This is a genomic window from Blautia massiliensis (ex Liu et al. 2021) (genome assembly GCF_052064225.1).
GTDB lineage: Bacteria > Bacillota > Clostridia > Lachnospirales > Lachnospiraceae > Blautia_A > Blautia_A fusiformis.
This window is the reverse complement of record NZ_JBQHWA010000007.1, coordinates 1-12,666: the sequence shown is the minus strand read 5'-3', so window position 1 is coordinate 12,666 and position 12,666 is coordinate 1. Positions and strand designations below refer to the sequence as shown.

Here is a 12,666-nt window from a genome sequence, read left to right as displayed (position 1 = left end):
CTAGTGAAATAAAAAGAAACCCCGGGAAATCATATCCCCGGGGTTACTTTCTGTTTTTATGATTCGACGAGAATTAGTTTGTGATAGTAAGCTCTGTCTCTTTGTCGAAGAAGTGAGCTTTCTCCATATCGAATGCAAATCTGATCGGATCACCGGTCTTAGCTGTTGTACGAGGATCAACTCGTGCTGTAACCTGAGTTCCGTCAACATCGAAGTACAGGAATACTTCAGCACCAAGAAGCTCGTAAACTTTAACTACGGAGTTCATTGGTTTGCTTGGAGATGTCTCAAGGAACATCTGAGAATCATGGATATCCTCAGGACGGATACCAAGAACAACTTTCTTTCCAACATAGCCTTTGTCTTTCAGGACTTTAGCCTTAGCTGCCGGAACGATAACCTCATGCTCACCACCGATCGTAGCAACTACATTGCCGCCTTTCTCGGAGATAACAGCATCAAGGAAGTTCATCTGCGGAGATCCCATGAATCCTGCAACGAAGAGGTTGCCTGGTTTCTGATACAGGTTCTGTGGTGTATCAACCTGCTGAACAACACCGTCTTTCATAACAACGATTCTGGTACCAAGTGTCATAGCCTCTGTCTGGTCATGTGTTACATAGATGATAGTAGCGCCAAGTCTCTGATGAATCTTGGAGATCTCGATACGCATCTGTACACGAAGCTTAGCATCCAGGTTGGAAAGAGGCTCATCCATAAGGAATACCTTAGGATTACGAACGATAGCACGTCCCATAGCAACTCGCTGTCTCTGACCACCGGAAAGAGCCTTCGGTTTACGATCAAGAAGCTTGTCAAGGTCAAGGATTCTTGCTGCTTCACGAACAGCCTTGTCAATCTGGTCCTTCGGAACTTTACGAAGCTTAAGTCCGAATGCCATGTTATCATAAACTGTCATATGAGGATACAGAGCGTAGTTCTGGAATACCATTGCGATATCACGGTCCTTAGGCTCAACATCGTTCATGACTTTGTCACCGATCTTAAGTGTACCACCGCTGATCTCCTCAAGACCTGCGATCATACGAAGTGTTGTAGATTTTCCACATCCGGATGGTCCTACGAAGATGATGAATTCTTTGTCTTCGATCTCCAGGTTGAAATCTTTAACTGCCTGGAAGCCGTTCGGATAAGTTTTATTAATGTGAGATAATGATAAACTTGCCATTGTTGTTTCCCTCCAAAATTAATATATTGTTTTACGTAATTTCCTTTGCTGGTTAACAGTATATCGAAAATGAGAGAAAAGGGCTAGAGCTGAATCTTACAAAGTTTCCGGCAGTTTCTTGTCATTCTGACGAAAAAACGAAAGGGGATTTTTCGTCATTTTGCCAAAACGACGGTTTCCTATGTACAGGTTCACGAAACATTATACGGTATTCAGGCAGAATCCTCAATATGTAAAAAAAGTTCAAACGAGTTATTTACAACTAACATAAGTTGGAGTATACTAACTTATTAGATAAAAGAAAAGTTTTCTCAATAAAGGAGGGATCAGAATGCATATTGCAGAAGCCGAAACAGAAGAGAAAAAAAACAGGATGCTACCGACATACAGAGATGCAGAGGGATCTTATTATAGAGAAACTGAAGGAGAAGGGGCTCCGCATCACCAGACAGAGAAAGATTCTTCTGGACATTATCCTGGAGGGAGAGTGCTCCTGTTGTAAGGAAATCTATTACAGGGCTTCCGCACTGGATCCGAAGATCGGTGTAGCTACAGTATACCGTATGGTCAATACGCTGGAATCCATCGGTGCTATCAGCCGAAAGAATATGTATCGCGTGGCATGCAGCACAAAAGGCGTCTGCACAGTAGAACTGGATGATGATACGATATGCCATCTGTCCGGACAGAAGCTTAATGAAGTGATCCTTGCAGGACTTCGGGCCTGCGGGGAGATCAGTGAACAGAATATCCGTACCCTGGCGCTGCTGCCTGTTCATGAGGTCGGGTGAGTATGGAAAAGCTATGGCACAATATAATAGGAAAGAAGAGGTTTGTACAGACTAAGAATTAGATAGATTAAACTATTAGTAAAAATTAACTGTTAGGTAAAAATAACTGAAAATTTAACGAATTGTGTTGGATTCACACAAAAAACACTGGACTTTTTTTACAGACATTTTATAATAATGAAAATATCGGGGCGGACATGAAAAAATCCTCACTGGGAATCAGAAAAAAATAAAAATCATATATCAGGAGGAAATTATTATGGCAGACTTTAAATTCAAGAAATCAGGACTTTTTGCAGCAGGCGTTCTTTTCGGTACAGCAGGAATCAAGATCCTCACAAGCAAGGATGCGAAGAAGCTTTACACAGGATGCACAGCAGCTGTTTTAAGAGCTAAGGACTGCATCATGAAAACAGCTACGAATCTTCAGGAGAATGCTGAAGATATTTATGCTGAAGCTAAGGAGATCAATGAGGAAAGAGCAGCAGCTGAAGAGGCTGTAGAGGATGTTGAGACAGAAGCAGAGGAAACTGCAGATGAGGATGCATTCAAAGAAACAGCAGAAGAGACAGAAGAAGCAGCAGAAGAGACAGCTGAGTAAAGAGGCGATTTTCCGTGAAATTTTATATCAAACATGAGACAAGAGGCCGGCTTCGTATCCATTTTGCTCAGAAGAGGATGAGCTACGGGCAGGCAGATACGCTGTTGTATTATCTCGAGAATCTTGATGGAGTGGTTTCTGCCAAGGTATACGAGAGAACCTGTGACGCAGTTGTAAATTATCGGGGCAGCAGAGCTGCGGTTATCCGTGGTATCAGCGAATTTCATTATCAGGATGTAGAGGTTCCTTCACAGGTGCTGCAGAGCTCAGGGAGAGCACTGAATGCAGAATATCAGGAGAAGCTGATCTCCAAGGTGATCTGCCATTACGGAAGAAGTCTTTTTCTGCCATATCCGCTGAATGCCATTTATACAACAGCTACTTCCCTGAAATATATCTGGAAGGGAATCGATACACTTCTTCACCGTAAGATCGAGGTGCCGGTCCTGGATGCCACTGCAATTGGAGTGTCTGTATTACGTCAGAACTTTGGTACTGCAGGCTCCATCATGTTCCTGCTTGGGATCGGAGAGATCCTGGAAGAGTGGACGCACAAGAAATCCGTAGGTGATCTTGCAAGAACCATGTCCCTGAATGTTGGCAGGGTATGGCTGAAGAGAGAGGATCAGGAGATCCTGGTAGAGTCCGGAGAGGTCCAGCCGGGAGATGATGTTGTTGTACGCATGAGTACCGTAATTCCTTTTGACGGAAGTGTTACAGATGGAGAGGCTATGGTCAACCAGGCTTCTCTTACCGGTGAGTCTGTACCTGTATGCAAGAAAGAGGGCAGCGTTGCCTATGCAGGCACTGTTGTGGAGGAAGGTGAGATCACCATCCGCGTAAAGACGGTAGGTGGTTCCAGCCGCTATGACAAGATCGTTACCATGATCGAGGAGTCTGAGAAGCTGAAATCTTCTTTGGAGGGAAAGGCAGAGCATCTGGCAGATAAGCTGGTTCCCTATACTCTTGGAGGAACAGCACTTACATATCTCCTTACCAGAAATGCCACCAAGGCCCTTGCGATCCTGATGGTGGATTTCTCCTACGCGCTTAAGCTTGCAATGCCGATCTCTGTATTGTCTGCGATCCGTGAGGCCGGTACACATAAGGCTACAGTTAAGGGCGGTAAATATCTGGAAGCAATGGCTGAGGCAGATACCATCGTATTTGATAAGACAGGAACTCTGACAAAGGAGAAGCCAACCGTTGTGGATGTGGTTCCTTTTGACAACAATGATCCGGAGGAGATGCTGCGTATCGCCGCATGTATGGAAGAGCATTTCCCGCACTCCATGGCCAAGGCTGTTGTCAGTGCTGCCAGGAAGAAGCATCTGGCCCATGAGGAGATGCATTCAAAGGTTGAATATGTAGTAGCGCATGGAATTTCCACTACGATCGAAGACCATAAGGCCGTGATCGGAAGCTATCACTTTGTATTTGAAGATGAGAAATGTCTGATCCCGGAGGATGGCAAGGAGAAATTCGACAATATTCCGGAAGAGTATTCCCATCTGTATCTTGCCATTGACGGACGTCTTGCAGCCGTGATCTGTATTGAAGATCCTCTTCGTGAGGAGGCGAAAGCTTCTGTAGAAGCACTGCGCGGGGCAGGGATTTCCAAGATCGTTATGATGACAGGGGACAGTGAGCGTACAGCAGCAGCCATTGCCAGACGTGTGGGAGTGGACGAATATTATTCCGAGGTACTTCCGGAGGATAAGGCCAACTTCATCGAAAAAGAAAAGGCAGCCGGAAGAAAGGTTATCATGGTAGGTGACGGAATCAATGATTCTCCGGCACTTTCCGCAGCCAATGTCGGTATCGCCATCAGTGATGGTGCTGAAATTGCCCGGGAGATCGCAGATATTACTGTAGGTGCAGATGATCTTCAGGAGCTTGTTGTTCTGAAAGAGATCAGCAATGCACTGATGAAGCGTATCAGACGCAATTACCGTTTTATTATTACCTTTAACGCAGGTCTTATCGCCTGTGGCGTTGCAGGTATTCTGCAGCCGACTTCATCCGCACTTCTGCATAATACCTCCACACTGGCAATCAGCCTGAAGAGTATGCAGAATCTGCTTCCATAGAAAAATTTTAACCGAATCAAGTAAGTCCCCTGCAGGATTGCGAATATCCGCTTGACAATAAATATAAAAAGCCGGCCAGGTTATCGAAGAGATATGAGCTTCGTACCTGGCCGTTTTTTTAGGCTGCTCAGACGTGGATCGCAGGTATCAGCCTGAAGGTGTAGGTGTATGAAGTAAGTTTTATTCCTGAGGAAAGGGTTCGCTTTCCAACATCAGTCCGTCAGTCATATGATAGCGTTTCTTTTGGGTATCCGAACGGAGAGGCCGGGTATGAAGGTTTCGGTACCTGGAGGGGCTCATATGATAAAATTTTTCGAAGGTATGTGCAAAATGCTGCCGGCTGTTGTATCCGGAAGAAAAGGCAATATCCGTAATGTGCAGAGTACTGTTGCACAGAAGAAAGGAGGCCTGTTCCATACGCTTGCGGTTGATATAGGTATTGATGGTGCAGCCGTTTTTTTCTGTAAAGAGCGCCTGCAGGTAGGATTTGTTGATCCCTGCATATGCGGAGATGGCAGGAATATCAATGTCTTCCAGATAATGCTCGTCAATATAGCGGAGCGCTTTTTTCAGATAGACGATTCCCTGGGTGCTCCGGCTGGAGCGGGCGCAGAATGCAAGCTCTGTAAGCATGCGGCTGAAAAGAAGAAAGAAGAGAAATTCTTCCTTTTGTATCTGACCGGAATTTTGTTGTAAAAAGGTGAGCAGATCCTTCAGGCTGTATCCGAAGCTGCGGGAATCCGCGCCGGAGCAGAAGCCCTGGGAGGCTTCCATAAAATTCCAGAACCGGGAAAATCCGGGATCCTTTTTCAGGAGAAGCTCCAGAGCAACCGGACTTTTTTCGGGAGTAAGGGAAAATTCCAGATTCAGGATCGAGCAGGGAAAACCATCCGGAATCTCCAGCCTGTGAGGTACATCCGGCCGGATAAAGATAAATTGCCCGGATTTCAGTGGGAATTCCGTGTCCTGTGTGCCATCCAGGCAGAAAACCCGGCAGGAACCGGAGGTGATATACATGATCTCATAGCTGGAATGTGTGTGATGCTCCATATGATAATAAGGCAGGGAGAGAGCATAAAAAGCAGAAATATGGAAATATCGGGAAGAGTCCTGGAAAATATCTGGCATGAAAAAACCTCCTGAGTATGCTGCGAAGCGGAATGTAAATATTTCAGCTGTAAATTGCGAGTCGGACAGATGCAGATATTCGATTAAATCGCCCTACATGTCTGACTGACTGTACTCTTTACTGTCAGCAAACAGTATATCACGCAAAAATAAATACGACAATATATTGCATTTTTACATTCAGGGGATGATACCTGTCACATTATAAAAAAACAGATATTATACTGTGATCAGAATCAGAAAAACGGAGGGTATTTTCTATGAGCTATAAAAATGAAAACATGAAAATGATCGAATTACATGAGAATGGCCTGGATATCCAGTTTCGTATCCGGGAAAACGGCGTGGTAGAGCTGGCAGATTTTTCTTCGCAGGAAGTAAAAAAAGCAGTCATGGAGCCGAAGGAGGATATCTGTTATCCGGCTGTTGAGATCCACAGAAGCGGCACAGGAAGCTTAAACATGCATGCCTACAAAAACAACATCAATCAGTCCTCTGTGGATTTTGTTTATGAGAACCATGAGCTGAAGGTACAGGCCGGCGGAAAAGAGCTGGAGATCGTAATGATTTCCCCGGAAAAGCTGAAGGCAGTATATCATATGCGCCTGTTTGACGGAGTGCCGGCAGTACAGACCTGGACAGAGATCATCAACGAGGGAAGCGAGGATCAGGGGCTGACCTATGTTTCTTCTTTTATGTATCAGGGAATCTCCAGAGGCGGCGAGAAGCCTTATTATAAAAAAACAGATATCTATGTGCCGTTTAACAGCTGGTGCTGTGAGGCACAGTGGCAGAAATACGATGCAGAAACGCTGAATTTAAACGGAATGGTCGTAGATGGCTTCAATCATCAGGGATATGGCCTGAACCGTTATTGTTACAGTGGAAAGGGCACCTGGTCTACCTGTGAGTATCTTCCCATGGGAATTGCCGAGGACAGAGAAACAGGGGAGACGTATATTTTCCAGATTGAAAGCTCCGGACAGTGGCTGGCAGAATATGGTTCTGCACAGGGCGGAAATCTGTATCTTGCCTTAAGCGGCGCCACAGAGCAGGAGCATGGCTGGTATAAGAATCTGAAACCGGGAGAAAGCTTTACAACCGTTCCGGCAGGGGCAGCTGTTGTAAAAGGTGGCCTGAATCCGGCAGCAGCGGCACTGACCAGATATCGGAGAAAAGTACGCAGACCGAATACGGACGATGAGAAGCTGAACGTGGTATTTAATGATTACATGAACTGCCTGATGGGAGACCCTACAACGGAGCGGGAGCTTTCCATCATTGACAAGGCAGCAGAGCTCGGATGCGAATATTACTGCCTGGATGCAGGCTGGTATGACGACGGATTCTGGTGGGACCGTGTCGGGGAATGGAAAGAAGCATCCGGAAGATTCCCCAATGGTCTGAAAGAAGTCTGCGATCATGCACACAGTAAAGGCCTGAAAATGGGACTCTGGCTGGAAATCGAGGTTATGGGAGTTGCCTGCGAACTGGCAAACAAGCTTCCGGATGACTGGTTTGTCTGCCGTCATGGAAAACGCCACATTGACAATAAACGCTATATGCTGGATTTCCGCAATCCGGAGGTACGGAAATATTGCCGTGATGTAGTAGACAGGCTGATCAATGATTACGGTGTAGAGTACTTTAAAGTGGACTATAACGTAACCATGGGATATGGAAGTGATCTGAACAGTGACAGCTGTGCAGATGCCATCCGTGAGCATTATGAATGTCTTCACCAGTGGTATGAGGAAATCTTCCGGGATCATCCGGAGCTTGTTGTGGAGAACTGCGGTTCCGGCGGACAGCGTATGGATTATGGTATGCTGAAGATCTTAAGCCTGCAGTCTACCAGTGATCAGACAGATTATCTCTACAATGCCAATATCGCTGCCAATGTAGCCAGTGCGGTAACTCCGGAGCAGGGTGGTATGTGGGTATATCCGTATGAGGATGAAGAAGAGCATGTAATCTACAATGTAGTAAATGGTATGCTTCTCCGCCCATATATCAGCGGTATGGTATGGAAGCTGGGCGAAAACTCCATGAACCGTATGAAGGAGGGAATCTCCCTGTATAAGGAGATCCGTGAGGAAGTCCGTGACGGCGTGCCGTTCTTTCCGCTTGGTTTTGGAACTCTGAAATCTGAAGTTCTTGCTTACGGAGTGAAAGCAGAGAAGAATACCTATCTTTCGGTATGGACACCGGGAACAACAGAAGCAGTGATCCCGCTGGAAAATACAGAGCAGGTCCGCAGAGTATCCGTGATCTATCCGAAGGAAGAGATGTGCGGATATAAGATAGAAAATGGAAATCTTGTAGTGAAGATGCCACAGGAAAAAGCGGCCAGATTGTTTAAGATCGAGATGAAATAGAAAAGCGTGAAAGACCGTAAGTTTGACGAAGAGACGTGGGCAAAAATAAATGGAAAATAAAAGAGCGCCGGCATTTTTACCAGAAAGCTCATCAGTCTGGATGAAGTTGTAAAGATCCCGGCTGTGTACCTGAATTATAAGAAATACAGATGGGTGAAGGATATGACAGTGAAAAGCGAATAGAAACAGAAAACAGCAGAGATGTATGTCCCGGGATTACAGGGAATATACAATTCTGCTGTTTTATTTTATGAGATTATCTGTTTTCCGCAAGATATTCTTCTGTAAGAGCAACCGCATCTGTGATACACTGCGGGCAGCTGCAGAGGACCTTGCCTGTCTCTACACCTTTTAATTCACGGCAGATGCAGGAGCCGTTTTTTTCCTTGAATTTCCCGATATAGGTGCGGAGCTTTTTGTAAGTGTCACCTTTGGAGCCGGAACCTTCTTTGGTATTTCCGCGGCTGTTGGAAAGTCCGATGATCATAGCCATACCGGAAAGAGCACCGCACATTTCCATAACACCCATTCCAAGGCCGAAGCCTTCGGCAATACGGAACATCTCGTTTTCATCGATGCCAAATTCCCGGCAGAAAGAACAGGCAACTGCCTGTGCACAGTTACAGCCATTCTCGTGTAATTTTGTAGCGTGTTCAGCTTTTGTACTCATGATTTCTTATCCTCCTGATTTCAGATTGCAAGCATATTTTTGATCGCTTCCATATAGATCAGTACCGCTTCTTCCATGCCGGAGACCAGGATAAATTCATCGGCTCCGTGGATGCGGTAGTCAATTCCCTCTTTTTCAGGTCCGAAGGCTATGATGTTTTTGAGGGATTTTGCGTAAGTGCCGCCTCCGATGACCATTGGTTTGTGTTCGGTATCGCCGGTCACATCTGTGTAAGCTTTGTAAAGAGCATTTACCAGCGGAGATTCTCTTGGGAAGAATAACGGAGCAACAACCTTTATGATCTCAATATGACCGTTTTTATCTTCCAGTCTGTCCTGGCACATTTTGCGGATATCGGTCTCATTAAGAGTTACCGGAACACGGATATCGATGGTACAGGAAATGACACCGTTTTCTGTTTTGACGATTCCGTTGCATAACGTCAGATCGCCGTATTCATCTGCAAATTTCAGACCAATGCCGGAGCCGTCACATGCAGTGCCGATATGGGAGTTATAGAATTCCACAAAGTCATCTTCAAAGCCTGCTTTTGCCAGACATTCAAAGGTTACTCCTGCAGCATTGACACCGAGATGGGGAGTGCTGGCATGAGCCGGAATACCTTTGGCGTAGATGGTGAGCTCACCATTTTCTTCGGTTACCTTATATTCCTGGAGCTTCGTCCGGGAAAGTGCGGATTCCAGCTTTTCCTTCAGACCGTCCTCATCGGGAACAATGGTTGTACAGGTGTCACACATTGCATTGGATACAAAACCGCCGTTCATGGAGATAATCCGGGTGTTTTTTGAGCAGGCGATCATGGCAAGCTGACCTTTTTCACCGTGGATACACGGGAAGCTGGCATCCGGTGTGAAACCACAGGAAAGCTCTTCTGCTACCTGATTGTAGTGATCCATACATCTGGAACCTGTTTCCTCGTTGCAGCCCATGATCAGGCGGACTCTTTTGTTCAGCTTCACGCCGTGGTCGCGGAGAAGCTTCATGGCATAGAGCGCTTCCAGGATAGGGCCTTTGTCATCAGTGGTCCCGCGGCCGTATACATGATCGTCTTCACGGGTAAGGCGGAACGGATCGTAGGTCCAGTCTCCGCCTACAGGAACGATATCCAGATGACCGGCGATGCCGACGATCTCATCGCCCTCACCCATTTCGGCATAACCGCAGTAGTTATCCAGGTTTACGGTTTTAAAGCCAAGCTCTTCGGCAATCTTCAGTCCCTCTTCCAGGGCTTTTGCAGGACCCTCACCAAATGGTTTTCCCTCGGAAGGGGTACCGAGCTGGGAGTCAATGGCAACCAGTCTGCCAAGATTTGTGAGCATTTCTTCTGATAATGCGTGGATTTCCTCTTTAATATCCATATTGATTTCCTCCTGTTTACAGCGTTCCGGAAAGTGACAGGATGGAACGCTGATGTTATGAGCTCTATTATAGCATAGATTGTAATGAATGGCAGAGTAGATTTTTACCTGTTGAAGACGTACCGATCCATTCGGCGGAAGGCTTCTTCTATGCGGGAACGGGGTGAGGCCAGATTCATTCTCAGGTGACAGGGACCGAAAAACATCCTGCCGTCCTGGACGGCAACGCCGACATCCCAGCAGGCTTTTTCCACATCTTCGATTGTTTTGCCATGGGCAGTACACCAGTCGGTGCAGTCGGCAAAGAGCATGTAGGTGCCTTCCGGCCTGGAAACGTTGACACCCTTAAAGTGCCGGTCAATGTAATCACAGGCAAAGCTTACATTTCCGCTTAGTACTTCGCATAGTTCATCGGTCCATTCATAGCCTTCAGGCTGATAAGCGCCAGGCAGAGCGTGCATGGACAGAACATTCATCATATTATAATGGCTCAGACTGGACTCCTTCAAAATACGATCCCGCCACCAGCTGTTGTATACAATGTAATAGCTGCCAACAAGTCCTGCCAGATTAAAGGTTTTGGATGGAGCGTAGAAGGCCGCTGTACGCTGGCGGGCATCTTCGCTGACGGACTGGCTGGGGATATGCTTATGGCCATTCAGGATGAGGTCAGACCAGATCTCGTCTGAGATGACATAGACATCATATTTTGGGGGTAGGGGCAATTCTTTTCCATTTCAGTATGATATTACGGCCAGAATTTGTTACTGTTCACTCCGTTCTCAGCAACACGCTTCGCGATGCACAGAATTTATGCTAATCGCATAAATTCGCGCGGTATGTCTCGGGTTTTCTGTAACCTTCGCTCACAAAAAACACCTCACGGAATATTACCAATGAACAGTAACCAGAATTTTCATTTTTCTGATGATCTTATCTGCTTTATTGATGTTCCGAACCCTTCAGGTCCTTCTGGCATATGCTAAAATCAGAAGTTAAAAAAGGAGTATCTTCATGAAAAATAAAAAACAGATTGCACTGGCGGCAGCAGTTGTGCTGGCGGTGACGGCGCTGCCAATGGGAGTATTTGCTGCGAAGAAAGACAGCACAGAAGAGAAGCTTACAAAGGTTACACTGAATGAAGTCGCACATTCAATCTTTTACGCACCGCAGTATGTGGCGATCGAGGAGGGATATTTTGCGGAGAAAGGTCTGGATCTGACACTGGTGACGGGATTCGGAGCAGATAAAACGATGACTGCTGTGATTTCCGGTGAGGCAGATATTGGATTTATGGGCGCAGAGGCATCTGTTTATGCTTATCAGGAGGGCGCCACGGATCCTGTCGTAAATTTTGCACAGTTAACCCAGCGTGCGGGGAATTTTCTAGTGGCAAGAGAAGAGATGCCTGATTTCAAATGGGAGGATCTGAAAGGAGAGAAGATTCTTGGCGGTCGTAAGGGCGGAATGCCGGAAATGGTATTTGAATATATACTGAAGAAAAACGGCATGGATCCGAAAAAGGATCTGATCATCGACCAGAGTATTGATTTCGGTTCCACAGCAGCAGCTTTTACAGGTGATGATTCCGCGGCATATACAGTAGAATTTGAACCATCTGCGACCATTCTGGAAAAAGAAGGAGCGGGCTATGTAGTGGCATCTCTCGGAGAGGCATCCGGATATGTACCATATACATCCTACAGTGCAAAAACAAGCTACATGAAAGAAAACCCTGAGATCATCCAGAAATTTACCGATGCACTTCAGAAGGGAATGGACTATGTGCAGAGTCATACGCCGGAGGAAATCGCAGAAGTGATCGCACCGCAGTTCAAGGAAACAGATCTTGAAACCATCACTGCCATTGTAAAACGTTATTATGACCAGGACACCTGGAAAGAAAATCTTATCTTCGAAAAAGACAGCTTTGAGCTTCTGCAGGATATCCTGGAAGATGCAGGTGAGCTGACGGATCGTACAGCGTATGAAAATCTGGTGCAGACAGAGTATGCACAGAAAGCATGTGAAAATTAAAAAATAGTTTAGAAAGTTAAAAAAAACATGGGAAAAACCTGCGGCTTTTATAAAAACCGCAGGTTTTTGTATGTAATAAAGAGGGAATGAAGAAAAAAGAAAAGTTGATTTCGGTGCATATGCGTTTCTTATCCAATGCGTCGTAAAACCCCTTGCTTCAGCTATGGGGATATAAGACGCGTCCATCGAATTTATGCAAGTAATTGAAGATGGACAAAATAGTAATTGTATTAACTAATAAACCATAGTATAATATAAATATGAACACAACATATAAATCAAACAACAATGTCGTCTATTCCTGTAAATACCATGTAGTATGGTGTCCAAAGTATAGACGAAAAGTATTAATTAATGGTGTGGACGTCCGGCTGAAGGAGCTGCTCACAGAGTATGCTGCAAA

10 protein-coding genes and 1 pseudogene are annotated in these 12,666 nt (G+C 45.7%); 6 read left to right on the top strand and 5 right to left on the bottom strand.

Going from position 1 to position 12,666, the window contains the following annotated elements:
- Nucleotides 1-73: 73 nt before the first annotated feature.
- Nucleotides 74-1,189, bottom strand: coding sequence for an ABC transporter ATP-binding protein (locus ACTNDQ_RS03925; protein ID WP_015527387.1), 1,116 nt, complete (start codon nt 1,187-1,189; stop codon nt 74-76).
- A 392-nt stretch (nt 1,190-1,581) separates the two neighbouring features.
- Between ACTNDQ_RS03925 and ACTNDQ_RS03920 the strand changes: the two genes are divergently transcribed.
- The 3 genes from ACTNDQ_RS03920 to ACTNDQ_RS03910 all read left to right on the top strand — a co-directional run bounded on the left by ACTNDQ_RS03920 (nt 1,582) and on the right by ACTNDQ_RS03910 (nt 4,671).
- Entirely contained in the window at nt 1,582-1,980 is a 399-nt protein-coding gene (locus ACTNDQ_RS03920; protein ID WP_015527385.1) for a transcriptional repressor, read from the top strand.
- A gap of 259 nt (nt 1,981-2,239) precedes the next feature.
- Entirely contained in the window at nt 2,240-2,581 is a 342-nt protein-coding gene (locus ACTNDQ_RS03915) for a DUF6110 family protein (RefSeq protein ID WP_110102788.1), read from the top strand.
- Between the two features lie 14 nt (nt 2,582-2,595).
- Nucleotides 2,596-4,671, top strand: coding sequence for a heavy metal translocating P-type ATPase (locus tag ACTNDQ_RS03910; protein ID WP_441063793.1), 2,076 nt, complete (start codon nt 2,596-2,598; stop codon nt 4,669-4,671).
- Between the two features lie 180 nt (nt 4,672-4,851).
- On the opposite strand, the gene ACTNDQ_RS03905 is transcribed toward ACTNDQ_RS03910, so the two are convergent.
- Nucleotides 4,852-5,799 carry an AraC family transcriptional regulator gene (locus ACTNDQ_RS03905; RefSeq protein ID WP_441063791.1) on the bottom strand — a complete coding sequence of 316 codons (948 nt, stop codon included), beginning with the start codon at nt 5,797-5,799 and terminating at the stop codon, nt 4,852-4,854.
- Nucleotides 5,800-6,059: 260 nt separating this feature from the next.
- Between ACTNDQ_RS03905 and ACTNDQ_RS03900 the strand changes: the two genes are divergently transcribed.
- Nucleotides 6,060-8,177: a glycoside hydrolase family 36 protein gene (locus ACTNDQ_RS03900; RefSeq protein WP_278795945.1), complete on the top strand. Its 2,118-nt coding sequence runs from the start codon at nt 6,060-6,062 to the stop codon at nt 8,175-8,177.
- 256 nt (nt 8,178-8,433) lie between these two features.
- Here the strand turns inward: ACTNDQ_RS03900 and ACTNDQ_RS03895 are convergent, their stop codons facing one another.
- The 3 genes and pseudogenes from ACTNDQ_RS03895 to ACTNDQ_RS03885 form a co-directional block, all read right to left on the bottom strand.
- Nucleotides 8,434-8,847 (bottom strand): C-GCAxxG-C-C family protein, encoded by a 414-nt coding sequence (locus ACTNDQ_RS03895; protein ID WP_320811066.1) that lies wholly within the window; start codon nt 8,845-8,847, stop codon nt 8,434-8,436.
- Nucleotides 8,848-8,867: 20 nt separating this feature from the next.
- Nucleotides 8,868-10,226 (bottom strand): M20 family metallopeptidase, encoded by a 1,359-nt coding sequence (locus ACTNDQ_RS03890; RefSeq protein WP_278795947.1) that lies wholly within the window; start codon nt 10,224-10,226, stop codon nt 8,868-8,870.
- A gap of 104 nt (nt 10,227-10,330) precedes the next feature.
- Nucleotides 10,331-10,936 (bottom strand): annotated as a pseudogene (locus tag ACTNDQ_RS03885) (aminotransferase class I/II-fold pyridoxal phosphate-dependent enzyme); the annotation flags it as partial.
- A gap of 304 nt (nt 10,937-11,240) precedes the next feature.
- On the opposite strand from ACTNDQ_RS03885, the gene ACTNDQ_RS03880 reads away from it, so the two are divergent.
- A complete protein-coding gene (locus ACTNDQ_RS03880) occupies nt 11,241-12,263 on the top strand; it encodes an ABC transporter substrate-binding protein (protein WP_441063788.1) in 1,023 nt (340 codons plus the stop codon).
- Between the two features lie 260 nt (nt 12,264-12,523).
- A partial coding sequence (locus ACTNDQ_RS03875; protein ID WP_192925806.1) for a transposase occupies nt 12,524-12,666 on the top strand: 143 nt, incomplete at its 3' end.